The sequence below is a fragment of the Bacillus sp. CCNWLW194 genome (assembly GCF_037120585.1).
In the GTDB taxonomy this organism is placed as follows: Bacteria; Bacillota; Bacilli; order Bacillales; family Bacillaceae_G; genus Bacillus_A; species Bacillus_A basilensis.
Genome location: NZ_JBBBBL010000006.1, coordinates 274,889 through 300,929, shown reverse-complemented (window position 1 = coordinate 300,929; position 26,041 = coordinate 274,889). Strand labels below are relative to the sequence as shown.

Annotated in this window: 25 protein-coding genes; 23 read left to right on the top strand and 2 right to left on the bottom strand. The window is 35.2% G+C overall.

What is annotated here, in order from left to right:
• The first annotated feature begins 41 nt into the window (after positions 1 to 41).
• From V7S50_RS16390 to V7S50_RS16335, 12 genes are all read left to right on the top strand, one after another.
• A complete protein-coding gene (locus tag V7S50_RS16390) occupies positions 42 to 362 on the top strand; it encodes a PTS lactose/cellobiose transporter subunit IIA (RefSeq protein WP_242252762.1) in 321 nt (106 codons plus the stop codon).
• Between the two features lie 46 nt (positions 363 to 408).
• Positions 409 to 1,794 (top strand): glycoside hydrolase family 1 protein, encoded by a 1,386-nt coding sequence (locus V7S50_RS16385; RefSeq protein ID WP_242252764.1) that lies wholly within the window; start codon positions 409 to 411, stop codon positions 1,792 to 1,794.
• A gap of 257 nt (positions 1,795 to 2,051) precedes the next feature.
• Positions 2,052 to 2,906, top strand: coding sequence for a 3-hydroxyacyl-CoA dehydrogenase family protein (locus tag V7S50_RS16380; protein ID WP_242252767.1), 855 nt, complete (start codon positions 2,052 to 2,054; stop codon positions 2,904 to 2,906).
• 18 nt (positions 2,907 to 2,924) lie between these two features.
• Positions 2,925 to 3,704: an enoyl-CoA hydratase/isomerase family protein gene (locus V7S50_RS16375; protein ID WP_242252769.1), complete on the top strand. Its 780-nt coding sequence runs from the start codon at positions 2,925 to 2,927 to the stop codon at positions 3,702 to 3,704.
• Positions 3,705 to 3,719: 15 nt separating this feature from the next.
• Positions 3,720 to 4,898 carry an acetyl-CoA C-acetyltransferase gene (locus V7S50_RS16370; RefSeq protein WP_242252770.1) on the top strand — a complete coding sequence of 393 codons (1,179 nt, stop codon included), beginning with the start codon at positions 3,720 to 3,722 and terminating at the stop codon, positions 4,896 to 4,898.
• A gap of 101 nt (positions 4,899 to 4,999) precedes the next feature.
• Positions 5,000 to 6,556 carry a class I adenylate-forming enzyme family protein gene (locus V7S50_RS16365; RefSeq protein ID WP_242252773.1) on the top strand — a complete coding sequence of 519 codons (1,557 nt, stop codon included), beginning with the start codon at positions 5,000 to 5,002 and terminating at the stop codon, positions 6,554 to 6,556.
• Between the two features lie 20 nt (positions 6,557 to 6,576).
• Complete coding sequence (locus V7S50_RS16360) at positions 6,577 to 6,993, top strand: acyl-CoA thioesterase (RefSeq protein ID WP_242252774.1); 417 nt, start codon at positions 6,577 to 6,579, stop codon at positions 6,991 to 6,993.
• A 55-nt stretch (positions 6,994 to 7,048) separates the two neighbouring features.
• The gene (locus tag V7S50_RS16355; protein ID WP_242252777.1) at positions 7,049 to 8,278 is read left to right on the top strand and encodes an FAD-dependent oxidoreductase; all 1,230 of its coding nucleotides are present in this window, start codon (positions 7,049 to 7,051) and stop codon (positions 8,276 to 8,278) included.
• Positions 8,279 to 8,322: 44 nt separating this feature from the next.
• The gene (locus tag V7S50_RS16350) at positions 8,323 to 8,880 is read left to right on the top strand and encodes a hypothetical protein (RefSeq protein ID WP_242252778.1); all 558 of its coding nucleotides are present in this window, start codon (positions 8,323 to 8,325) and stop codon (positions 8,878 to 8,880) included.
• Positions 8,881 to 8,973: 93 nt separating this feature from the next.
• Positions 8,974 to 9,918, top strand: coding sequence for a fumarylacetoacetate hydrolase family protein (locus tag V7S50_RS16345; protein WP_242252780.1), 945 nt, complete (start codon positions 8,974 to 8,976; stop codon positions 9,916 to 9,918).
• Positions 9,915 to 10,415: a DinB family protein gene (locus V7S50_RS16340; RefSeq protein ID WP_242252781.1), complete on the top strand. Its 501-nt coding sequence runs from the start codon at positions 9,915 to 9,917 to the stop codon at positions 10,413 to 10,415. Before V7S50_RS16345 ends, V7S50_RS16340 begins: the two co-directional genes overlap by 4 nt.
• 14 nt (positions 10,416 to 10,429) lie before the next feature.
• Positions 10,430 to 11,542, top strand: coding sequence for a cupin domain-containing protein (locus tag V7S50_RS16335; RefSeq protein ID WP_242252782.1), 1,113 nt, complete (start codon positions 10,430 to 10,432; stop codon positions 11,540 to 11,542).
• Positions 11,543 to 11,612: 70 nt separating this feature from the next.
• Here V7S50_RS16335 and V7S50_RS16330 read toward each other — a convergent pair whose 3' ends face one another.
• A complete protein-coding gene (locus V7S50_RS16330) occupies positions 11,613 to 13,556 on the bottom strand; it encodes an elongation factor G (protein ID WP_242252783.1) in 1,944 nt (647 codons plus the stop codon).
• Positions 13,557 to 13,821: 265 nt separating this feature from the next.
• Between V7S50_RS16330 and V7S50_RS16325 the strand changes: the two genes are divergently transcribed.
• From V7S50_RS16325 to V7S50_RS16285, 9 genes are all read left to right on the top strand, one after another.
• On the top strand, positions 13,822 to 14,250 hold the full coding sequence (locus tag V7S50_RS16325; RefSeq protein ID WP_212957160.1) for a MarR family winged helix-turn-helix transcriptional regulator: 429 nt from the start codon (positions 13,822 to 13,824) through the stop codon (positions 14,248 to 14,250).
• 18 nt (positions 14,251 to 14,268) lie between these two features.
• Positions 14,269 to 14,907 (top strand): nitroreductase family protein, encoded by a 639-nt coding sequence (locus tag V7S50_RS16320; RefSeq protein ID WP_087953270.1) that lies wholly within the window; start codon positions 14,269 to 14,271, stop codon positions 14,905 to 14,907.
• Between the two features lie 46 nt (positions 14,908 to 14,953).
• The gene (locus V7S50_RS16315) at positions 14,954 to 15,247 is read left to right on the top strand and encodes a putative quinol monooxygenase (protein ID WP_242252784.1); all 294 of its coding nucleotides are present in this window, start codon (positions 14,954 to 14,956) and stop codon (positions 15,245 to 15,247) included.
• Between the two features lie 283 nt (positions 15,248 to 15,530).
• Positions 15,531 to 16,058 carry an SMI1/KNR4 family protein gene (locus V7S50_RS16310; RefSeq protein ID WP_242252785.1) on the top strand — a complete coding sequence of 176 codons (528 nt, stop codon included), beginning with the start codon at positions 15,531 to 15,533 and terminating at the stop codon, positions 16,056 to 16,058.
• A 177-nt stretch (positions 16,059 to 16,235) separates the two neighbouring features.
• On the top strand, positions 16,236 to 16,622 hold the full coding sequence (locus V7S50_RS16305) for a hypothetical protein (RefSeq protein ID WP_242252786.1): 387 nt from the start codon (positions 16,236 to 16,238) through the stop codon (positions 16,620 to 16,622).
• Between the two features lie 198 nt (positions 16,623 to 16,820).
• Positions 16,821 to 17,327: a DUF3902 family protein gene (locus V7S50_RS16300; RefSeq protein ID WP_242252787.1), complete on the top strand. Its 507-nt coding sequence runs from the start codon at positions 16,821 to 16,823 to the stop codon at positions 17,325 to 17,327.
• Positions 17,328 to 17,628: 301 nt separating this feature from the next.
• Complete coding sequence (locus V7S50_RS16295; protein WP_242252788.1) at positions 17,629 to 18,795, top strand: serine hydrolase domain-containing protein; 1,167 nt, start codon at positions 17,629 to 17,631, stop codon at positions 18,793 to 18,795.
• 368 nt (positions 18,796 to 19,163) lie between these two features.
• Positions 19,164 to 20,918 carry an adenine deaminase C-terminal domain-containing protein gene (locus V7S50_RS16290; protein ID WP_242252789.1) on the top strand — a complete coding sequence of 585 codons (1,755 nt, stop codon included), beginning with the start codon at positions 19,164 to 19,166 and terminating at the stop codon, positions 20,916 to 20,918.
• Positions 20,919 to 21,031: 113 nt separating this feature from the next.
• On the top strand, positions 21,032 to 21,559 hold the full coding sequence (locus V7S50_RS16285; protein ID WP_242252790.1) for a hypothetical protein: 528 nt from the start codon (positions 21,032 to 21,034) through the stop codon (positions 21,557 to 21,559).
• A 125-nt stretch (positions 21,560 to 21,684) separates the two neighbouring features.
• Here V7S50_RS16285 and V7S50_RS16280 read toward each other — a convergent pair whose 3' ends face one another.
• A complete protein-coding gene (locus tag V7S50_RS16280; RefSeq protein WP_242252792.1) occupies positions 21,685 to 23,064 on the bottom strand; it encodes a catalase in 1,380 nt (459 codons plus the stop codon).
• A 270-nt stretch (positions 23,065 to 23,334) separates the two neighbouring features.
• On the opposite strand from V7S50_RS16280, the gene V7S50_RS16275 reads away from it, so the two are divergent.
• A complete protein-coding gene (locus V7S50_RS16275) occupies positions 23,335 to 24,552 on the top strand; it encodes an aspartate aminotransferase family protein (RefSeq protein WP_242252794.1) in 1,218 nt (405 codons plus the stop codon).
• Between the two features lie 286 nt (positions 24,553 to 24,838).
• The gene (locus tag V7S50_RS16270) at positions 24,839 to 25,861 is read left to right on the top strand and encodes a VPS10 domain-containing protein (protein ID WP_242252795.1); all 1,023 of its coding nucleotides are present in this window, start codon (positions 24,839 to 24,841) and stop codon (positions 25,859 to 25,861) included.
• Positions 25,862 to 26,041 lie beyond the last annotated feature (180 nt).

The window sequence follows — 26,041 nt, the reverse complement described above, 5'->3', positions numbered from 1 at the left end:
TTTTCGAATTATAAAAATAAAAAAATGTTAGGAGAATTGTTATGGAACAAAATGAATTAGTAGTATTTCAAATTATATCAGCAGTAGGTAGTGCACGATCTTCATATATTGAAGCAATACAAGAAGCAAAAATGGGTAACTTTGAAAATGCAAGACAATTAATGAATGAAGGCAGTGAAACTTTTATTGAAGGTCATAGAGCTCACGCTGAATTAATTAGTAAAGAAGCTGCTGGTGAAAAAGTAGAAGTAAGCTTATTGTTAGCACACGCAGAAGATCAATTAATGAGTGCAGAAGGATTTAAAATCATTGCAGAAGAGCTTATAACTGTTTATGAAACATTTTTAGTGAAACAAAAATAATAGAAACAAACGAGAACAATACTACTTTTGAAAGGGAAAGGTAAATATGCTCAATACTACATTTAAAAAAGACTTTTTATGGGGAGCTTCCACAAGTGCCTATCAAGTAGAAGGCGCCTATAATGAAGATGGGAAAGGCCTTTCTGTTCAAGATGTGAAAGTTATTCCTGAAGGTACGTCAGATTTCAAAGTTTGCAGTGATCATTATCATCATTTTAAAGAAGATGTCAAACTTTTTTCTGAATTAGGACTGAAAGTATATCGCTTTTCTATAGCTTGGACTCGAATTATTCCAAATGGAACTGGAGAAGTGAATGAAAAAGGTATCGCGTTTTATAGTGATCTTATTGATGAATTGCTAAAGCATGATATCGTACCACTAGTAACAATGTATCATTTTGATTTACCGCATGAATTAGAGAAAAAGGGTGGCTGGAGCAACCATGCTACTATCGATGCTTTTGTTACATATTGTGAAATTCTATTTGATCGATTTGGAGATAGAGTTAAAAATTGGTTAACGATAAATGAGCAGAATATGATGATTTTACACGGTGGGGCTATTGGTACATCTGTATTATCTCAAAAAGAGTTATATCAACAAAATCATCACATGCTTTTAGCAGAAGCTAAGGTTACAAATTTATGTCATAAAATGATAAAAGACGCTAAAATTGGCCCAGCACCAAATATTAGTTATGTGTATCCGAAAACGTGCAATCCGAATGATATAATTGCAGCGCAAAATTGTAATGCAATTCGTAATTGGTTATATCTTGATATGGCTGTATATGGACGATATAACAATATCGCTTGGAATTTCATGAAAAGTAAAAACATCGAACCAGAAATTTTAGAGGGAGATATGGAGATTCTAGCTAGTTCAAAACCAGATTATATTGCATTTAATTATTATTCTTCTATTACTGTTAGCGAATATGATGAGAACTTTGTAATTAATGAAGCTGCTGATCAACAAATTGAAGTAGGTGAAGAAGGGTTCTTCATGGGTGACGATAATGAATATCTAGAATTAACTGATTTCGGTTGGGAGATTGACCCAATTGGCTTCCGAGCTACATTAAGAGAAGTGAATGATCGTTATAACTTGCCAATTATCGTTACAGAGAATGGGATAGGCGCTTACGACAAAATCGATGAAGATGGGTCTGTGCAAGATCATTACCGAATTGATTATTTGAAAAAGCATATTGAACAGATGGAATTGGCAATTGCAGATGGAGTGGATGTAATTGGTTATTGTCCTTGGGCGGCAATCGATTTAATTTCTACACATCAAGGTTTTAGAAAAAGATATGGTTTTATTTATATAAATCGTGATGAAGACGATTTAAAAGATTTAAAAAGAATAAAGAAACAAAGCTTTTATTGGTATAAAGAAGTTATTTCATCAAATGGTAAAGAACGATAACATATAGTTTCGAATTTCACATCATAGAGTGCGTACCTCAAGAAAAAATTATTTATTTTGAGGTGCGCACTTTTTTTTGAAAAATGACTCTACCTTTCTCCAGATAGAATATAAAGCCATTTAAATTGGAATGAATACCCTCAAAATGTATGAAAGAAATATGTGTATTTCCTATACTATGTACATACAAAAACTTTTTGAATATAGATATAATTTATTTACAGAATATTAAAAAAGTTACTATAGGGGGTAGCAAAATGGCAATTCAAACAATTGGTATTGTCGGTGCAGGATCTATGGGTTCTGGCATTGCAAATCTAGCAGCATTACATGGATTTACAGTTATTTTACACGATATTGAAGAGCGTTATTTAGATAGTGCAATGCAACGTATGAATGGTTTTATGACGAAAAGTGCTACGAGAGGAAAAATGACTGAAGAGGATAAACAAGAGGCACTTAACCGCATTCAAATGACTACAAATTTAGAAGATATGAAAGATGCGGATGTAATTATTGAAGCCGTGTTAGAAAAATTAGAGTTGAAGAGAGAAGTGTTTGCAGCACTGGATCGAATCGTTCCAGAAGGAGTTATATTGGCGACAAATACTTCATCTATGTCGATAACAGAGATTGCCTCAGCAACGAATCGTCCAGAACGTGTAGCAGGTATGCATTTCTTTAATCCTGCACAACTTATGAAACTTGTAGAAGTTGTTCGAGGCTATAAAACGAGTGATGAAACCGTTGAAGAATTGAAAGCGCTATCCAAAAGACTTTCGAAAGAACCAGTTGAAGTAAAGAAAGATTCACCGGGTTTTATTGTAAATCGAATTATGATTCCACAATTTATTGAAGCAATTAAATTGCTTGAAGATGGGGTTGCATCTGCAGAAGATATTGATAAGGCAGTTACACTTGGTCTTAATTATCCGATGGGGCCGTTTACACTACAAGATTTTGCAGGTGTAGACATTGGCTATCACGTGATGGAGTACTTTAAAGAAGAATTAAACAATGATCAATACGCACCGCCGCTTCTTTTAAAACAGCTAGTTAGAGCAGGTAGACATGGTAAAAAAACAGGTGCAGGTTTTTATGATTATGAATAAAGAATGGGGGATAAAGTTATGAATTACGAGTTTTTAATTTGTGAAATTGAAAATAAAGTTGCGATTGTTACGATTAATCGGCCACCTGTAAATCCGCTAAATACACAAGTGTTTCATGAACTTTCCAGTCTATTTAGTGAACTAGAAGCAAATGAAGATGTACGAGTAATCATTCTTACAGGAAGCGGCTGGAAAGCATTTGTCGCAGGTGCTGATATTAATGAAATGGCAGCACTTGATCTTGTCGGTGTAAACAAAATGAATAAAACTTCACGAACGGTATTTAGCAAAATTGAAAATATATCAAAACCAGTTATTGCTGCGATTAATGGATTGGCCCTTGGTGGCGGTTTTGAACTTGCACTTGCATGTGACTTACGCATTTGTTCGGATCAAGCAAAATTTGCTTTTCCAGAAGTGGGACTTGGAATTATTCCTGGAGGCGGAGGAACGCAGCGTCTTCAAAAGATTGTTGGCCAAGGTATAGCGAAAGAATTACTCTACTTCGGAGACATGTTTGATTCGAAACGTGCGTTTGATTTACATATTATCAACAAAATAGTACCTGCAGAAGAGTTATTTGAAGCAGCAAAAGAATGGGCATATAAATTGGCAAAAAAACCTCCAGTAGCACTTCAAATGTTAAAAACTGCGGTAAATGTAGGAAGCAATGCTGATCTTGAAACAGGCTTAATCATCGAAAGCACCTGTTTTGGGAATGCTTTCGCAACAGAGGATCGTAAGGAAGGATTACAAGCATTCGTTGAAAAAAGAAAACCAGTTTATTTAGGGAAATAATGAGGTGAAAAGGATATGAAAGAAATTGTTTTATTAGAAGGAGCAAGGACTCCGTTCGCTGAAATTTCGGGGTCTTTCCGAGGCGTGAATGCAACAGATTTAGGAGCTATTGCTGCTAAGGAAGCAATACGAAAAGCTACTATATCTGCTGAAGATATTGATCAAGTTGTAGTTGGTAATGTTCAGCAATCTAGCAAAGACGCACATTTATTGGCGAGGCATGTTGCTTTAAAAGCCGGAGCGCCTATTCATGTCCCAGCTTTGACAATCAACCGACTTTGCGGAACGGGTGTTGAATCTATTTTAACGGCCGCTCGCTATATTCTTAGTGGGGAAGCAGAAGTTGCGCTTGCCGGAGGAACGGAGAATATGAGCCAAGTGCCACATGTAATACCTGGCATGAGATGGGGAAGTCCACTCGGCGGTCCGGTAATAGAAGATTGGTTATGGGATGGTCTGTATGATACGTATGGTAAATGTACGATGGGCGAAACGGCTGAAAACTTAGCTGTAAAATATAACGTAACGAGAGAAGAAGTAGATCAGCATGCACTATCGAGTCATGAAAGAGCTCTTTTAGCAAGAGAAAAAGGGTATTTCAAAGAAGAGATTGTTCCAGTAACAGTGAAAGGAAGAAAAGGAGCACAAGTCATTGAAGAGGATGAGCATATCCGTCATACGAGTCTAGAAAAACTTGCCAAGTTAAAACCTCGTTTTGTGGAAAATGGCGTTGTAACTCCTGGTAGTGCAAGCGGCATGGTGGACGGTGCAGCCGCAGTTGTTTTAGCATCGAGCGACTTTGCAAAAGATAGAGGATTGCAACCAATTGCTAAGCTCGTTTCTTGGGCTGTTGTAGGAGTAGAACCGAAGTATATGGGAATCGGTCCAGTTCCAGCTATTCAAAGTGCATTAGAAAAAGCAAATTTAACTTTGGCAGACTTAGATTTGATTGAAATTAATGAAGCATTTTCTGCGCAGTATTTAGCTTGTCAAAAAGAATTAGGATTCGATCTTGAAAAAGCAAATGTAAACGGTGGGGCAATTGCAATAGGTCATCCACTTGCTGCGAGTGGAACTAGAATTTCTCTATCATTAATTTATGAATTAAGAAGAAGAAATGAAAAATATGGAGTATCCGCTGTTTGTATTGGCGGAGGTCAAGGAATTGCAGCGATTTGGGAAGCGTTGTACTAGGGAGAACAAGCCAGGGAGAGTCCTTCCTGGTTTTACCTACATCGTTTCTTAAAGTGAAAAATTCGGGCTAGTTGGTAAGACGATAGAAAGTGAGTGGGACAATGAAAAAGGATAAAAACTTATTATCGGTGTATGAGCTGTTAGAAACGGTTACTTCATCTTACGGTGAAAAAGAAGCAATATATGATTTAACGAGACGAATTATATACAAACAATTGAAACATGAAGTAGATTGTTTGGCTACGGCATTTAAGAGACTAGGAGTAGGTAAAGCAGACCGTATCGCCGTATCTCTACCAAACTGGTCCGAAACAGTAGTAATCTATTTTGCAGCTGCGAAATTGGGAGCGATAATCGTTCCATTTAACCCAAAATATAAATCATATGAAATTGAGTATATATTGGAAAGTTCAGATCCAAAGCTATTAATAGCTTCAGGGGAATTTGAAAAGAATTTTGGTTTTGAAAAAGTCGTTAATAAAGTACAAAAGGTTATTACAGTACGGTTTTTACATGAGAATTACTGTCCATATGAGGAGTTAATTCGTACAGAAAAAATGGATATTGAACCAGTTCATATAAATGTGAACGATGATTTGTTTTGCATTTTATATACGTCAGGGACGACGGGAACTCCAAAAGGTGTAATGGTTACACATCGTGCCGTTGTACAATCTGCACGAACGATAGGAACAGAGCTGCATTGTACACAAAAGGATGTATTCATTATTTCAGCACCACTATTTCATATTTTCGGTATGGCAATTAATATGCTTTGCGCAGTAGCAATGGGAGGACGGATCATATTACAAGAAAAATTCCACCCACGCAAAACTTTACAATTAATTGAACAAGAAAAGGTAACCATTCAAAAAGGTGTACCAACTATGTTTATAAAGGAACTAGAGTTAGAGGGCTTTGATAAATATGATTTATCTTCATTACGTGCCGGGTTAGTTGGTGCTGCACCTATTCCAGCAAAAACAGTGACGGAGATTCGAGAACGGATGGGCATTAACCTTTGCCAATCATTTGGGATAACTGAAACGGTTTCTATTACGATGACCTCGTATGATGATACAAAGCAGAATATAACAGAAACTCTCGGAAAGGCAATCCCAGGAGTAACATTGAAAATTGTAGATGAAAATAGAGTAGCGCTCCCGCCCGGAGAAGTAGGAGAAATCGCAGTTAAGGGATTTGGAGTAATGAAAGGTTATTATAATATGCCTGAACAGACAAATCAGGTTTTAGATAATGAAGGTTGGTATTATTCAGGAGATTTAGGCACACTTGATTCTCAAGGTTATTTAAGGTTCGTAGGACGAAAGAAAGAGATGATTATAAGGGGTGGACTTAACGTTTATCCACAGGAAATTGAAGCAGTCATTATGAAACATCCGAAAGTAATCGAAGCAGCTGTTATAGGCCTTCCAGATAAAGTGCTAGGGGAAGTGGCTTGTGCGGTCATACGATTAAAGAACGGGGAAGTAAGTACAGAAGAAGAAATAAAACTCTATCTTAAAGAGAAAATGGCAATTTATAAACTACCAGAGAAAGTGATCTTTACGGATGAATTTCCTGTAACAGCAAGTGGAAAAATTCAAAAATTGAAACTGAAAGAACAAGTATCTTCAAATATTAGTCCGACAGTTTAATAGATAGGGGCGAAGAAATAATGGAAGAGTATACATTTCAAGTAAGGTGGGGAGATACAGATGCGGCGGGCATTGTATATTATCCCAATTTTTATAAATGGATGGATGAAGCAACTCATGAGTATTTTAAAAAAATTGGTTTTCCTTCAGTCAAACTTTACGAAGAACAACAAATTGGTTTGCCGTTACTAGAAGCGAAATGTCAATTTAAGTCACCTCTTCGTTTTGAAGATCAAGTAATTGTGAAAAGTACTGTGAACGAATTGCATAATAAAGTTTTTACAATTCAGCACGTTTTTGTAAAAGGGGAACAGGTTGTGGCAGAAGGTTATGAAACTCGTGCATGGACTTCTTTTAAAGAAAAGGTGAAAGCGCAGCTAATACCTGAATATATTCGGCAGAAGATGATGCCAGAGATAAAAACTGTAGAAAGTTAAAGAAGAACGAGTAAGGATACCGTAACGAGAAATTGTTAATAAAGGGGAGATAGTGATGGAAAAAGAAAAAACATATGATGCCATTGTTGTTGGGGCAGGACCAGTCGGACTTGTAGCAGGACTTGCATTACAAAAGAAGGGGATATCAACGTTAGTAATTGAGGCCGATTCATATGGAAGACCACGTCCAGGAAGTAGAGCAATTTATTTGCATAGCGCTTCGTTAAAACTACTAGAGGAAACTGTAGAAAACCTCGGTTTTACACTTGCTCGTAACGGAATTATTTGGCCGGTAAAACGAACGTTTTATAAGGGGAAAGAAGTATATGTAAGAGATTACGGTAAGGATGAAAACCTTAAGTTTAACCGATTACCTCATTTCACAGCTCTTCATCAAGATGAAATTGAAAAGTATATGTATGAGGCTTGTATAAATGCGGGCGTTGAATTCCTTTGGGATGCCCCGGTCAAGAAGTTACACATTACAGACTCTGGGGTAGAACTAACAATCACAAATGACGAAATCTTAAAGTCTCAGTATGTAATTGGATGTGATGGAGCACGTTCCATCGTAAGAGAGCAAGCAGGATTAACGTTTGAAGGTCCACGTACAGCAGATACTTTTATAGTCGTGGATGCAAAAGAAGATGAAACAGATCCACTTCCTTTAGAAAGAATATTCCATTATCAGCATCCAGCTATGGAAGGAAGAAATGTAATGTTTGTTCCGTTTAAAGGCGGGTGGCGTATCGATTTACAACTGCTTGAATCAGATAATCCAGATGATTATACAAATATTGAAAGTGTAAAGAAATGGTTGCCGAAAGTCATGGATGCTAAATATGCGGAGAGAATTACGTGGGTGTCTTCTTATCGTTTCCATCAAGTAGTGGCAAATTCGTTTACTGACGAAAAACGTCGTGTTCTTCTAGCTGGAGAAGCAGCACACTTATTTGCCCCATTCGGAGCACGTGGATTAAATTCTGGTATTCCAGATGCAGTTCTTGCTGCAAGAGGTGTCCAGAAAGCGTTACAATCCCATTTCGAAGAAGAGCGAGTGGAAGCAATTGAAGCAGCTGCAAAAGAACGCCGAATTGCAGCGCAGTGGAACCGCGATGCATCAACTACAGCACTTCACCATCTTCAAGGGAATTCTCCTGAAATGAATATGAAACGAGATATTGCTGCTTCATTGGTAGCTATCGTTCCGAGGCTTGGAAGATGGCTTGATGAGGGACCGTACGGACCGAAATTTGGACCTCCTGAACTGACGACAAAATATTAAAATGATAAAAAATTAGATAAGTAATATGAAAGGAGCGATAAGAAATGGGTTTGTCTCAATTCATAAATGAAGAAAAGTATGGTTCCCATGCCCGTTCTACAAATGGAATGATTGAGCGGTTCATGACGATGAACTGGTATAGCAACATTGGAAAGCAAAATTTAGAGGCTGAGAAGAAAATAGATCAATTTATGCGTGCTCTAAACATTAGTGAATATGAAATTGAATGGATTTCAAGAAAACAATTAAGTGAGACAATTGAACGAATTTCATTTGAAGATAATGACTTATGGGGGACGCTAGCAGAAGTGCCTGATCAATTGAAAGAAAAAATTGTACGTGTAGGTAACGAAAAACTTCTTATTGATGTTGTAGATAAAGTACCAGAAGCAATTTTTCATGGTGTTTATAAAGAAGCGTTCAAACATTTCGGAGAGGAAAAAGTAGTGAAATTTCTAGTTGGGCATGCGATGTATATAAGTACTGTTGCATGTGCCGCTGAATTAGCCGAAGAAAAAAATGTGTTTCTGCCAATAGTAGAGTTAATAGAATTGGGACATATACCACTTGGTCCAGAGCGAAATACTTTTTATCTTTTATAACAAAAAGTGAGGTGGGAAAGTTATACGCTACCATCGTTCTCGATTATTTGAGACGGTGGAACTTTCAATTATTTAGAGGAAAGGGAGATTACTATGAAACTTGTTACTTTTACACATAATGGAGAAACGAGAGTTGCAGCTTTAGAAAACGGGAATTTGATTGATTTGCATGCTGCTTATAAAGCGAAACTGACAAGCGAGGGAAACCTTCGGGCCACTCAAATTGCAGAGGCGTATATACCAAAGGATATGAATGGGTTTTTACAAGGTGGAACAGAAAGTATGAATTTAGCAAAAGAGGCAATTGATTATGCACTTATGAAAAACCATAAAGAAAAATTGGTATTTGAAGAAGGTGAAGTGAAAATTGAGGCTCCGGTACCTTCGCCAGGAAAAATTATATGTGTAGGTCACAATTATCGTGAACATATTTTGGAAATGAAACGCGAATTACCTGCTTTTCCGGTTATCTTTGCAAAATTTGCGAATACAGTAGTCGGCCCGCAAGATGATATTCCGTTTTATCCGATTTCAGAACAATTAGATTATGAAGCTGAATTTGCTTTTGTAATTGGAAAGCGTGCCCGAAATGTTTCGGAAGGAGATGCCCTCCAATATGTAGCTGGTTACACAATTGTAAATGATATTACTTATCGTGATATTCAGCGCCGTACAATTCAATGGCTTCAAGGGAAGAGTGTTGAAGGAAGTGCTCCAATGGGGCCATGGTTAATTACTTCAGATGAATTAAAGAACCCATCTGGTTTGGAAATCATATTAACGGTAAATGGAGAGAAACGTCAACAGTCTAATACTGCTAATTTAGTATTCTCGGTACAATATCTCGTTTCGTTTTTATCTAGTCTAATGACACTAGAGCCAGGGGACGTCATTTTAACAGGTACGCCAGGTGGTGTAGGAGTTGCACGTAATCCGCAAGTATTTCTTAAAGATGGAGATATCGTTCGAATCGAAGTTGATGGAGTAGGTGTATTAGAAAATAAAGTGAGACAAAAGTTAGAGGTGCCAGTGCTATGACGAAAAACTTACAAGCCCATGCGGCCGAGTCTATTTATGAATCAATCAATAAGATAAAAATGATCGTTAAGCCTTTATCAGAGGAAATCATCTACTGGAAACCTTCAGAAGATGAATGGTCAATTATGCAGATCATTACACATGTAGCAGAAGCTATTCCGTATTGGGCAAAAGAAATTAGTAATATTAAAGTAAATCATGAAAATTTATGGGGCCGTGGTTTAACGGATGAAGTGCGCCTACAAGCGGTTTCAGAAGAGAATATTCATAATCAGACTATAGAAGAAGTCATTGAGCAGCTGTCTTCTATACCACTCACCATAGAAAAAGTACTGACCACATTAACAGACGAAGAGTTAAAGATTCAGGCTCCGAGTCGTAATCCTCGTTTTACCAATAAGTCGATTGATTTTATTGTGAATCACCTCATCGTAGAACATACAGAAAAGCATTATAAACAAATCGAGCGGAATTTATGTAAGTTTAATGACCGATAAAGGAGGCAAATAAAATGGCGGAAAAAAATGCTTTTTTTGAAAGTGACCTTGTACAAGATTTCAATCGTGATATCGAACAATACCATCTTGGCCCGCTATGGAACGCGATCCCAGATTTAATGAAACATACACCGGAACCTCATGCACAAGCATACCTTTGGAAATCTGAATTGCTTCAAAAAAAGTTAACGGAAGCAACGCAAATATTTACACCAGACCGAGGGGGAGAACGCCGGGCCATTTACTTACAAAATCCAGGACTTAACTATAGAAAACCTTGGGGATGGGCATCGACTACACAAACGTTATATGCAGCGGTTCAATTGATACAACCTGGAGAAACTGCTCCATCACATCGGCACGTTCAAAATGCATTACGTTTCGTCATGGAGGGAGAAGGGGCTTACTCAATTGTGCAAGGAGAGCGTATTTTCATGGAACGGGGCGACTTCTTAACAACGCCAAATGGTCTTTGGCATGGACATGGTCATACAGGTGACAAACCGATGATTTGGATGGATTGCCTTGATATTCCGACCATTTATTATCTTGGTGGTACGTTCTTCGAGCCATATCCAGAAAAAATTGAACAGCCCAATGTGCCGGACAATTATACTACTCAGCGCTATGAAGGTGGAATGGTTCGACCGGTTTCGGACCGATATGCAAAGAAAGCTCCACTTAGTTCTTATAAATGGGCAGGGACGGAAGCGGCACTTAATGGATTAAGTCGTTTTGAACCAGATGCATACGATGGTTATGCGGTTGAATATATAAATCCATCGAATGGTGAAACAGCGTGTCCAACGATTGCAGCTTGGATGCAAAAATTGCCGAAGGGATTCAAAGGAAAAGCGCATCGCCATACACATGCATCAATCTATCATGTGCATGAAGGATCAGGATATACGATAATTAATGGTGTTCGCTTTGACTGGTCTAAAGGAGATTTCTTTGTCGTACCAAACTGGGCATGGCACGAACACGTTGCACTAGAAAATAGTTATGTATTTTCAACAAATGATCTTCCTATTTTAGAAAAATTCGGGTTAGAGCGGAAACAGGAATATGAGAACAATAATGGATATCAAACAATTACAGGGGAGTTTGAACCAGCCCTACCTTAATATTGTATGAAGAAAGCGCCCTCTAGTAAGGAATATATCATACAAGAGGGCGCTTTTTTCTATTTGTTAATTAATAAGCTTTCAAAACATGAAGCAAATAATCTTTCCGGTTCAGAGGATTATAATCAACACGTTTTCGAATAGGGAAGGGAGCCGTCAACTTTGTGAAACCAGCTGGCTTCGTTGTAAATATACCTTCTCCTTCAGTAAATGAATGGAGCATTCGTTTGAAATTCTCTGTTTTCGCAACAGGTAATGATCCTGTTAACTGGTAAGAATCATTATTGAATATAGGCTCTGCAAAGGTTGCTGGAATGGCAGCGAGCTTATACATTGCGGTACTAATTGCGTGCTCAGGTACAGTTAATTCAAACTCATTTACTGGTTCATATACATATGTTTCAGCTTGCTTTAAAGCATTCATTAATACGAGCGGTGTTAAGTTTCTAAAGTCACTCGCTGTTGTAACAGGACTAGCATAACCAGTATGAGTTAACGTAACGATAATATCCGTAACTTCCCATCCGTATAATCCTTGTTTTAACGTTTGAAATACAGTATCTTCTATCGCTTTATGAAATGCTAAAGGTAGTGAGCCGAGTTCAACGTCTAATTTATATGTTATACCAGAATTAAGTTCACCGTGCTCAATTTTAAAACCAATTGTCGCGTAAAATGGATTCGTTTTTTCTCCCATTACTTCAATGGAATTCGCAATGCCAATTGGTTTCTCAATACAGACAACTCGTGTATTTGAGAAAGTAACCTGTAAATTATATTTCTCATAAAGTGTTGTTTCAATAACCTCTTTTTGTACTTCACCGAAAAGACGAATGTATAGTTCATTATGAACATTGTCTTTCCACACTTTAATGAGAGGATCTTCTTCGCATAGTTCCATAAGAGCAGCGTATAAATCATGAATTTGTTCTTTAGGCACGGCATCAATGGCAGCTTCCATTTGTGGTTCGGCAAAGTGAATATCCTTTATATAATCCGTCCGTTCACCGATAATATCACCAATTTTAATATCATTCAGTCCCCATATTTTACAAAATTCACCGTTAGGAACGGTAGAAGTTTGAACGGCATTTCCCTTATGAAACATGCACATTTTTTTTATCTTTTCCTTATGAGGTAGAGACTCACCACGCTGTATATCCACATATTTTCTAACGTGTAAGCTACCAGAAAAAACTCTTACGTAAGCAATTTTTTCTCCAGAAGATTCACGTTCAATTTTAAAAACAACACCGGATAATATTTCATTTTCTGCCGACTTATTAGCTGGAAATAAGGACGGAATATTTTCGAGCAGTTCAGTTACACCTATACCCGTCATTGCTGAACCGAAAAAGATTGGGTACACATTTGCTTGCTGTATTTGCTTTTTTAGTTCGTTTCTTAATAGCGCGTCCGGAATTATTTCGTTATTTACATATGATGCAAGCAGTGATTCATTATATGGCGCTAATCGTTCTATACAATCTTCATATGATTTATATTCGATAATACGAGCTTCCTTTGTTCCTTCGTTTTGCGCAGAGTAGAAGGGGAAAGCATTATTCGAAAGAATCGCTTTTATTTGTTTCACGACTTTTTCTGAATTTGCGCCACTACGGTCTATTTTATTTACAAATAAAACAGTCGGTATGTTTAGTTTCTGTAATGTCCGCATTAAAATTTTAGTTTGTGCTTGCACACCTTCTACGGCAGAAATAACTAAAATTGCACCGTCTAAAACGCGGAATGATCGCTCCACTTCAGCGATAAAATCAGCGTGTCCAGGTGTATCTATGACATTTACTTTTAAGTCATTTATAAAGAAAGAAACGACAGATGCTTTAATCGTAATGCCGCGTTGTCTTTCTAATTCCATTGAGTCAGTTTGCGTACTTCCGCTATCAACTCGGCCAACTTCTTTAATCATATTCGTTTCAAAAAGAATACGCTCAGTCAAACTCGTCTTGCCAGCGTCTACGTGCGCGACAATCCCTATATTTATTGTTGTCATTTATAAATATCCTCATTTCATTTCCCATTTTCATTTCCTCATTTCTATTTGTGTATTGCCGCATTACAATCACTCTCCAGCCATTTAAATTATTACTATTATAATGTAATTCCCATTTTTTGTAACGCTACAAAGCGCCTTAATTTGGAAAAATAAAAATGAAAACAAAAAGCTTGCATTCTAAATCGATATAGATTATATTAATTGACATATCAACTATTGATACATCAAACGTTTTTGAATTGGATGTAAAGGAGGAGGTAATTTGACGAGTTCATGCTCAAAAGAAGCGATTATTTTATATAAATTACACTTTCTAAATAAAGAAGTAAGTTCGAAATTTGAAGGGTGTACGGGTATGAGCCAGTCTCGATTAGAGCTTATACTTCAGTTATATGAAGTAGGTGAAATTAGTCAAAAAGCACTTCAGCAAGAAGTGAATATTGATAATGCTGCGATTACGAGGCATTTAAAACAGCTGGAAGCAAACGGAATGATTACACGACGTAAAAATCCAGAAGATAACAGAATTACGTTAGTTTCTCTTACAGAAGAGGGGCGAAATAAAATTCAAGTATATCAAGAGGAAAAAGAGCGTTTCGCTACTTCAGCATTTAAAGGATTAAGTGAAGAAGAACGCGACAATCTTTTAACGATGTTAGACCGCATTCAACAAAACATAAAAGAATTATAAAAAAGGGAGAATACAACTATGACTAACTCAGTAAAAACAAATGATTTTAACGAAATTTTAACAGGACGCCGTTCAATCCGTAAGTACGATCCTTCAGTGAAAATTAGCAAAGAAGAAATGACAGAAATTCTTACAGAAGCAACACTTGCACCATCATCAGTAAACATGCAACCATGGAGATTCCTTGTGATTGAAAGTGACGAAGCGAAAGCAACACTTGCACCACTTGCGAAATTCAATCAATCTCAAGTAGAAACATCTTCAGCAATGATCGCTGTATTTGGTGATTTAAACAACTTTGATAACGCAGAAGAAATTTACGGTACAGCAGTAGAGCGTGGACTTATGCCAGCAGAAGTAAAAGAAGATCAAATGAAAAAACTTTCAGCTTATTTCTCAATGGTTACACCAGAAGTAATGAAAGATACAGTACTAATTGACGGTGGTCTTGTAGCAATGCAATTTATGCTAGCAGCTCGTGCTCACGGCTATGACACTTGCCCAATTGGTGGTTTTGAGAAAGATCAAATCGCAGAAGCTTTCGGACTAGATAAAGAACGTCACGTACCAGTAATGTTAATTTCAATTGGAAAAGCTGCTGACAGTGGTTACCAATCAGTACGTCTTCCAATTGAAAAAGTTGCAGAGTGGAAATAATTTTATAAAAGAACTTAAATAAGTGAAAGATGAGAGGGGAAACACCATGATTATTATTCACGCAATATTTCAAGTAGATCCAGCGAAACAACAATCATTTTTAGAACAAATTCAGCCACTACTTCATGGTTCAAGAGAAGAAAGTGGAAATGTGTCTTATGATTTATATAAAGATACAGAAAAAGAAAGTGTTTATACGATGGTAGAAGTATGGAAAGATGAAGCAGCAGTTGCGAGTCATAATACGAGTGAACACTTCACATCTTTCGTTAGCAAAGCACCACAATTTTTAACTGCTCCTCTTGACATAAAAGTTTATAATGGAGAGTTAGTAAAATAATGAGATAGAAAAAGATGACTTTAGCGTGTTGCTGGGGTCATCTTTTTTGCATAAGTGGAATCTATTCTCGACATAGTTATGTTGGAACAATGATGGTTTTCTTATCTTTTGTAATAGAAATTAATGATAAAATAAATAATTATGACAAAGAAATTTGTCTTACGTTTAATACAACTTAGATGGAAAACTGAATCCTCATAGTTGGTTGAATTTTGAAGTACGGGCTAATAGATAACTAATAGGTAAATCTACTGGATTTAAATTTATAGTGGAGGACTAAAAGGTGATTAACTGGAAAGATAGGATAACAACTTTAGTTTTAGTGAAGCAAGAGTTAATGAAGCAAGATATCGAGCAAATATGGCCACATCACTTTCCTGAAGTAGGAGCCAGTGAAGAGTATGTGTATGCTTTTGAAAAAGAATGGGGTTATAAACTTGATTTAAAATATAGAGATTTTCTAAAATATGCCAATGGTTGGAAAGGCTTTTATCAAACTGTGGACTTATTTGGTATAGAACAACTGAAGCAATCAACTATAATGGAGTACGCTCAAATGTTATTAACAGTTATTGATGACGATGTTTTAAAAGAAAGTGGCGTTGTAAGGCAGGAGTTATTACCAATAGCAGTCTCTGAATTTGATAAGGACTTATTTGTTTTATGTTTACCAAATTCATATAGACCAGGTGAAATCATTTGGTTTGCAGGAGAAGAAATAGATAGGTTTAAGAATTTTGACGAGTATTTCTTGGCAATGGTTGATTACAATAGAGAAGAAATATTGGCTTTAAAAGATTATATACAGTAGTAGAACGGAGAAGTTAGCATGAAAATCGTCAAATACATACTGCTGTTTTAAGGAATGGAGAGCAGCCAATATCACTGAGTAATGTGGGGTACAACAAATACATCATTAACATGAAGAAATATGAGATTACGAGCTAATAAAGAGTTTTGTTAAAGTTCCAATTCAGAGGTGAAATCTGTGAAAATTAAAATTATAAAAAATGAAGGAATATATAATGACCAGAATGTAGTAAGCTTTTCTTCCGCGTTTGGTTGTGGAAAAGCTAGTTGGAATGGAAAAACTCCAATAGAAGGTCGAGAATATTATGTCGAGCTAGAAATACGAGATGTAGTAGTGTGGAGAAAAGATGTTAATAAGTTGGGCAAAAAGCAATACTGTATTAAAAATAATAGAAATTCCACAATTATAGTTTGTGAAGTGGAAACATTTTTTGAGCATGGATGTTGTGGTTTTAAAATTGGCCAAAGTATATTTACTCTTGATATTGAGGGAGTACCATATCCGAAAGGAACATTTGTTGAGATAAGTTCTCAGAAACTCATTTTGTATGACATAAATTTGTAAGCGTGAGAAATAGGCGAAATACATATATATTACGCTTTATTGAAGCCTTAACTGTTGTAAAAATGAAACCGTCTTCAAATAAAAAAAGAAATTAACTGTAAATTAACTTTATTTACTTATACTTCATTACGTGTTAACCTATACTTAATTTTTATAAATTATAATTAATTTTTAAGTTTTTAAGGGTGTGAAAATGTAATGAAATCGGTATTAAAAAGCATACTTATTTCCTTTGTTTTTTCTGCAGTAGGTATGTGTTGGTTGCTGTTCTTATTATTCAAAGGGGATGGAGACTGGTTATTGTCTTGGATAGGCGTAGTAATGGCATATTTATCTTTATTTACTTTAATAGATTTATATTGTAAAAATACATACGATAAAAAAATAAGTAAATGGCTTATAAAAACAGCGGTGACTAGCTTTAGTTTTGCTGTATTAGGAATCTCATTTTGTATCATACACGAGCTATTAACTCCATGGAGTCTCAGTTTAATGGTGTGGTATTGGTTGGTAATGTTAGTATTATTTTTAACGACCATAATATCATTAGTCAGTCTCGTATTTGTTAATCGTAAAAATCACAATTTCACCGTTGGATATAGAATGCTTATACTTCTAAATCTACTACTTACGTTAGGACCAGTATTATGGCCACTATTACTTTCTATTATCGGAAATGGTATGAACGCTAGTGCAGGATGGTAAAGGTGAATATAGATTAGTTACTTAAATAAAAAAGAACGTGTTTACATAAAAGTGAAAACATGTTCTTTTTTTATTCATTTTAAAATAATTAAGACAAGGTGAAATAAAAATAGGGCAGTTAAGGGACTGTCCTTATTTTTTATGCCCTTTTTATTTTCATACATAATTCTTTCTCAGCTTAGCGCAACAAAATTTGAACGTAAGTATTTCGTAAGGAATGGATAAGAAAAAAGAGAGTTTTATCATATAGGATAAAAGTATAGCTTGAATCAATACGATATGAATAGGGGAGAGAAACCTTATGAAAAAATGTAATTCAATGAAGTTAGCGAGTTTGACAGTTTTATTAGCGGGTACTACTCTATTTACACCTGGTTTTACTGTGAAAGCAGATTCTACTCAAAGTATTTCTAATTCATCACAAGTACATGATCAAAAGAATCGGAATGGATGGAAACAAGTAATGCAGGAAACATTACAAATTGGGGCGCCAGGGGTATTAGCTAAGACGTCTAATAAAGGGAAAATTAATAGTTATACTGCTGGTGTGGCGGATTTAAATACAAAGAAACCGGTGAAATCGGATTATCGCTTTCGGATTGGTAGTGTGACGAAAACTTTTACCGCCACGACTGTTCTTCAATTAGTAGGAGAAAATCGCGTACAACTTGACGATCCAATTGAAAAGTGGCTGCCGGGTCTTATACAAGGAAATGGGTATGATGGAAATCAAATTACGATACGACAACTTTTGAATCATACGAGTGGTATAGCTGAATATTTAAAGTCAAAAGACGCTGACATAATGAATTCGAAAAAAACGTATACAGCAGAAGAAATAGTGAAAATAGGCCTTTCTCTGCCTCCAGATTTCTCGCCGGGTAAAGATTGGTTGTATTCAAACACAGGATATGTAATATTGGGAATGCTAATTGAAAAAATAACTGGTAATAGTTATGCGGAAGAAATTGAAAAGCGAATAATTGAACCTTTGGACTTGTCAAATACGTTTTTACCAGGAAATTCACCCGTCATCCCAGGAAAGAATCATGCTCGTGGGTATGTGAAAATCGAAGAAACGAGCGAATTGAAAGACATTACGGATTATAATCCGAGTTTAGCTAATGCAGCTGGAGACATGATATCTAATGCAGATGATTTAAATAAATTCTTTTCATTTTTACTCAGTGGTAAGTTACTGAAGGAACGAGAGCTAAAAGAAATGCTTACTACAGTTCCTGTAGAAGGAAAAGGGGTTGGTGATGGATATGGTCTTGGAATCTATGAGACTAAACTTCCAAATGGTGTCTCAGTTTGGGGTCACGGAGGATCAATTCCTGGGTTTATGACTTTTGCTGGTGGAGTAATTGGAGGCAAGCATACATTTGCTGTTAATGTTAACTCTTTAGGTCAGGTTGATATTCTTACACAGTTTGATAAAATGATGCAAGTTGAATTTAATAAATAGATGAAAAGAAAGTGAATGGGAATTCGCTATAGTTGTAAATAAAAGATATGTTTTTTAAATTTAACAAATAAGGACAGTATTAACATTCAGGCGATGGCATCAAGTATATGTAGAACATAAATACGATACAAGTGCGATTCAATCTTATAGTTTAGCATAAAAATAAAAAGGATGTCAGTTGCATGACATCCTTTTTATTGCAGATCAAAGAGGTATGTTTCATGTTTGTAAAATTGTTATTTTTTCGATTATTTCATATAATGAAAGATATAGCGGCTATACAGGGGAGTTATGAATGGATAATACTTCAGTTTGTTAATTATTTTTGTTTTAATAAATAAAAGTAAATTGATTTGGAGTGAAATACATTGGGACAAAATCAGTTTAGATGGAGTAACGAACAATTACGAGAACATGTTGAAATAATAGATGGTACAAAAAGCCCACACAAATTATTAAAGAATGCAACATACTTAAACTCCTATATGCGTGAATGGATGCAAGCAAATATTTGGATCTATGATGACCGTATTATATATGTAGGAGAAAAGCTGCCAGCGCAACTACATGAATGTGAAGTCATTAATTGTGATGGAAAGTATGTAGTTCCTAGTTACATAGAACCACATGCACATCCGTATCAGTTGTATAATCCAGAGACATTAGCAAATCATGCGATGCAATTTGGGACAACAACTTTTATTAATGATAATTTAACTTTATTTTTCACATTAAAGCGTGAAGAATCATTTCATTTATTAGATGAATTTACAAAGGTTCCAGCTAGTATGTATTGGTGGTGCCGTTTTGATGGACAAACTGAACTGCAAAACGGTGAATCTTTATTTAATAGTAAAGAAATAATAGAATGGCTGAAACATGAAGCAGTTCTGCAAGGCGGTGAGCTAACAGCATGGCCAAAGTTATTACATGGCGATGATGAAATGTTAGATTGGGTGCAGGAAACAAAACGATTACAGAAAAAAGTGGAAGGACATTTCCCAGGAGCATCTGAAGCAACTTTAGCGAAATTAAAACTGTTAGGTACGGATTGCGATCATGAAGCGATGACAGGGCAGGAAGCGTTAACTCGTCTTATGCAAGGTTACATTGTTTCTCTTAGGAATTCTTCCATACGCCCAGATTTAGAAGTTTTATTGAAGGAATTGCTGGAATTAGGTGTTAAGCAGTTTGATAGATTCATGCTTACTACAGATGGTTCACATCCTTCATTTTATGAAAATGGAATGACAAACATTATGATTTCTACCGCGATAAAACAAGGGGTGCCGGTAATAGATGCTTATCATATGGCAAGTTATAATATTGCTCGTTATTATAACATGGAGCACTTACATGGTTCGATTGCGACAGGTAGAATTGCTAATATCAATATTTTAGAAAGTAAAGAAAACCCGGTACCAACGAGCGTAATTGCAAAGGGGCAATGGGTGAAGCGTGACGGTGTAAATACACATAAATCATTACATATAGACTGGAATGAATGTAAAGTAACTTCATTAACATTAGATTGGTCCATAGAAAAAGAGGATATGATTTTCTCTAATAATACGGGTATACACTTATTAAATAACGTTATAACAAAACCATACGTTAGTGAAATCGACTTAGACTGTGATGAATTGTCCATAAATCATGATGAATGTTTCCTTATGATGATTGCTCGTGATGGCAGTTGGCGATTGAATACAGTTGTGAAAGGTTTTGCGAAAGAATTAAGGGGCCTTGCTAGCTCTTATTCCGGTACAGGTGACATCATTCTTGTTGGTAAGAGCAAAGATGATATGCTTACTGCTTTTCATAGAGTAAAAGAGCTCGGCGGCGGGATTGTAATCGCTGAAAAAAATGAAGTGTTACATGAAATTAGATTACCATTACTCGGGATTATGTCTGAATTAAAAATGAGAGAGTTAATACAGAAAGAGAAAAAGATGGTGAACTTACTGCAAGAGCGAGGTTACGCATATAACGATCCAGCATTTACAATTTTATTCTTTTCTGCGACGCACTTGCCATTTATACGGGTAACACCGATAGGGTTATATGATGTGAAAAGTAGTAAGGTAATTGCTTCGCCGGTGAATTTGATAAAGCAATATTAGATGGAAAGATCCTATAAAAGATTTATTTTATAGGATCTTTCTCATTTCTAGCATAAGAATATTGTAAGCCTCAAATGATATAGTATATAAATCATTTGAGGTGATATGTAAATATGAAAAAAATATTATACATTTTAAGCATATTTATTCTGTGTGTATCAATACAACACGTTGTGCATTCCCAATCTGATGCACCGGAATTATCTTCGGATTGTATTGAAGAAAGAAAAATTCGAGATGAAAAGCATGTGAAGAATATAATGCAGGACATTAAAAACACATTTAATTTAAATATTGATGAACATAGTTTTTGGGAAGTTAGTAAAAGAAACTTGGAGGCTGCCCATTTGATGTATGGTGGAAGGGAAAATGATTCTTATTATAATTCGCTAACTAAAATTTATGATAGTGGTGGATTTAGCGAGCAGCCTAGCTTATTTGTGAGTGCGCAAGAAGCATTTTTACTTTATAAAGAAAAAGATAATATCAATGTAATGAAACGTCTAAAACTAGATGTTGAAAAAGGGGAATGGCTCGTTATAAAAACGAAAAAGAAGAAAGGGAAAAAAGTGAAATTCAAGCCGTTGCAATGTGAAAAAGATTATATGAAAAAGAGAAATGAGTACCATAATATAAAATGAAATAAAGGAAACTTTGAAGGAGAAAAATTTCATTAATCGTTGTAAATGAAGCGATAGAAACCCCTAGTAATTTCGCCATAAAAAAACGTCATTTTTAATGATTAAAATGACGTTTTTATTTATTTTTAAAGCTTTTGCATTGCACTTTCAATCTTTTTCACCAAATCATCAGACACTGTATGAAAATACCCTAAAACTATCTTTCTAATATCATCGGAAATAATCTTTAAGTCACTAGCTAAGTTTTCAGCAAGATGTTCTTTTTCTATTGGTTGTAAATTCGTATAAAATTCACCAGCTTGTGTAAAGTCATCTTGTTTCGTTATAGAAGTCCTTTCAAGTTTACCTTCAACGTACCTTCCGTCACTGCTTGTTATTTGATTAACGGGTGTCCAATCTTGCTGTTGGTTAATTGCTAATTTACGAAATTCAGGACCAATTCTTCTTCTTTGGGAATCACTATAAATGTTAGCACGTCCTTGCAGCATTTTATCATCTGATAGTTCTGCACCGTCCAGTAAATTAGAAGGGGAGAAAGCGACTTTTTCTACTTGTTCCATATAATTTTCAGGGTTTTTATTTAATACCATTTTGCCGACTGGTATGAGAGGATACGCTTTTTCATCCCATATTTTTGTATCATCTAAAGGATCGAAAGAAAGATGTGCTTCATCTTTCGGGTCCATGAGTTGGACGTATAAACCATATTCTACTGGCTTACCATTTTCAATTGTATTATATAAATCTTTCCCGCTATAATCAGGGTTTTCGGCAGCCAGTTTATTTGCTTCCTCACTAGTAATGAATTGTACACCTTCAAATGGATACCAATGATACTTTACATACTTTCGCTTACCTTCAGTATTTCTCCAAACATATGTATTTACACTATGTCCTGGGATGCGGCGAAGACTTTTGGCTGTACCAGCATCAGAGTACAGACGGACAACGAAATGAATCGCTTCGGGTGCTCTAGCGACAAAATTCCAAAATCTATTAGGGTCTATTAAGTTATTTTTAGGTGAAGGTGACAACGCTTGAATTGTTTCAGGGAAACGCATCGGATCGTGAACAGAAAAGACAGGAATGTGATTACATAATAGATCGAAAATACCTTCTTTTGTATAAAATTTTGTAGAAAAACCGCGTACATTTCTAGCAGTATCAGGTGTTCCTTTCGTACTAACAGCTAATGAAAACCGCACCATAACAGGAACTTTCTCATTAGAATGTTGTAGAAAACTTAGTTTAGTATGTTCAGACATTGGATAGATCGTTTGAAAATAACCGAATGCACCAAAACCCTTTGCGTGAACAGGTCTTTCTAAAATTTTTTCGTGAATAAATTCTTGTAATGCCTCGTGAAGCACACTATCTTGCTCTAAAACAGGTCCACGTGAACCAACTGTTTGAGAGTGAAATATAGCTTGTTCATTACGTTTTCCATTATCATTAAAGTCTTTCCCTAGTAAAGATTGCCTCTGTTTATCATAGTTTTCATCCATCAATATAGCCTCCAAATCTTTTTGTCCATTGTTACTAAATATGATTTTATAGACTTGATTATGTATGACAGGCAGAGTTCAAAATAGTAAAAGACCGCTAGATGAAAAAAACACGCATGTAGTGGACCTGTTGAAATAGAAGAAATTATGGAAAAATGAATATCGGGAAGAAAATTACTTTTGAAATTTCAATCTTAAAAATGAATTTATACATGATTTTATAGAGAATGAGCATAAATAAACAGGGAAAATAACTAGGAGGAATTTAAAATGTCGGATTGGTTTCAATTAGATAAAGAATATATGATGTCTACGTATTGTCGCACGAAAGTAGCAATAGAAAGAGGAGAAGGATGCAAGCTTTATGATGTGGATGGTAAAGAGTATTTAGATTTATTTTCTGGTGTCGGAGTGAACGTATTAGGATACAATCACCCTAAAATCGTGCAAGCGACAATGGAGCAAGTTACGAAATCGTTGCATCTACCGTTTCATTTTTTAAATCCAATTGCGATTGAGTATGCAAAGAAATTAGTAGAGTGCTCTTTACAAAACGGAAAGGTCTTTTTTACGAACTCTGGTACGGAAGCGACAGAAACGACATTAAAATTAATTGATAAATATAGATCTATTTCGAATGAAGAACGAAATGGAGTAGTTGTTCTAAAGGGAAGTTTCCACGGACGAACGTTAGGAGCACTTCATTTTACGAGACAAGAAAGTATATATCAAAATTTCCCTAAAACATCGATTCCTGTATATGAAGTGGAACGTGAAAATATAGAGCAATTAGAAGAAACAATTATAAATGAAAATCCGATTGCAATTATGCTAGAGCCTGTTTTAGGAAGCGGGGGGATTTATCCTTTATCAAGTGAATATTTGCAAAGCGTTCAACATCTTTGCGATACATACAATGTACTTCTAATAGTTGACGAAGTGCAAAGTGGTATGGGGAGAACTGGTAAACTATTTGCTTATCAAAATTTCAAGATTACACCGGATATTATTCAAATTGGTAAAGGTGCAGGAGGCGGGATACCGCTCGGCGGAATTATTGTAGGTGAAAAGTTATGTGATGTATTTTCACCAGGAGATCACGGCACAACATTTGCACATTCATCAATGGGAACAGCTTTAGGTTTAACGGTATTAAATACATTGATTGAAGATGGTTTAATGCAAGAAGCTTATGAAACGTCACTATATTTAAATGATAGATTGCAAGAAATTCAGAATGAAAATTCTTATTATATTGGGGAAGTACGTCATGCTGGTATGATGTTTGGAATTAGTTTGAATGATACGAATGAAAATGTGAAGAAATTACAGGCAGAATTAATGGAGAAAGGTATATTAGTTGATGTCACGCAAGGGAATATCATTCGGTTACTGCCACCATATATTATTACGAAAGAAGAAATTGACGCGTTTGTTAATCAATTTATTACTTGTATTGCTACAGTAGCCGCTTTAACAATTTCGTAAAAGTTTGATATATCCTGTATGTAATTAAATATAAAAAATTAAAAGTTATCTTTTATAAGATAGCTTTTTTTAGTATGAATTATTATGAAGTGTTCTCAACTTTTGATATAAATGTGGTTGAAGAAATAAAGTGCATGCATTTAATAGTTAAGAAATTAAAACTTCATTAAAGAGATTAGATAGATATATAGGTAATAGTTAAAAATCGGTGATATAAATAAAAATGATAGAACGTTTTTTTTAAAATAACATACCAATATATATATGATGAGAATGAGGTGATATGTTGGAGAATAATGATATTCGATTTACTTCCTTACAAATGAGGACTGATAGATTTGGTTGGGCTGGTATTCAACATTCAAATAATAAGCAAGCCATTTTATTTACTCGAAACGGAGGAGTAGAGTGGGATGTTGTCAATCCTCCTAATTCAATTATATTATCCGTATATCCAATAAACTCTCGTAGTTCTTGGGCGTATGGTTTAACAAAAGTAGATGATAATCGAGAGCCTGCCATATTTTATACAGTTAATAGAGGAGGGAAATGGAAAAAATTTATTTTACCAATTGAAGAAAATTGGGAACTGTCGACTGATGTGCAAGTACAAATGCATGCCACAAATATGGGGAGCATATGGATTATATTATCTAGAAAACTTAAATCGAATAAATTTCAGCATAATTTGTATTATACAAAATCTAAAGGAAGAGTATGGAAAGTAATAAGAAACATAAATATTAGTGATAGTATTTCAGGTGTAACATTTATAAATAGATTAGTTGGTTTTATTTCTTTACAAAAGAATTATGAAAAATCAACGGTATTCAAAACAATAGATGGGGGTAAAAGTTGGAGCCCTATAAAAGATGTTCCAAGTATTGAAGGAACTATTAATGGAAATTCCATGGCTTACAAAGCAATTTATAAAAATAATTTGTTAGCAATACCAACTAAAATAAATAATAATATATTTTTTATGAATTACTCATTAGATAATGGAAATACGTGGCATATTTCAAATGAAAAGATGAACACTAGTAAAGTGGCCGTATCTTTTTTTAGTTCACATTATGGTTGGGTTATAAATAGAGAAAACGGAGGAGTATATCAAATAAAGAAAAAAGGATTAGAATGGATTGAATTATCAAGTAATCCATTATTAAAAAGTGTATTTTGTTTACATTTTTTAAATCAGCATAATGGCTGGGCGTGTAGTAAAAAAGAAATATTTACTACAACGGATAGAGGTATAACATGGGAAAATGTAGATTATAAAATTAATCAAATTGATAAATTAACTTAAAAGAGTCCTAAAGAAATTAGGACTCTTTTTATATATTTAATGGGTACAGTTGTAACACATAATTATAAGAGGAAGAAGGAAAGTGTAGAGCTTATATTTTCAAAAATAGACGTTTGTTTTCACACAGTATAGTTCACTTTTGAATATGTTAATAAAGTAGCAAATTTAGAGTGAATTGTA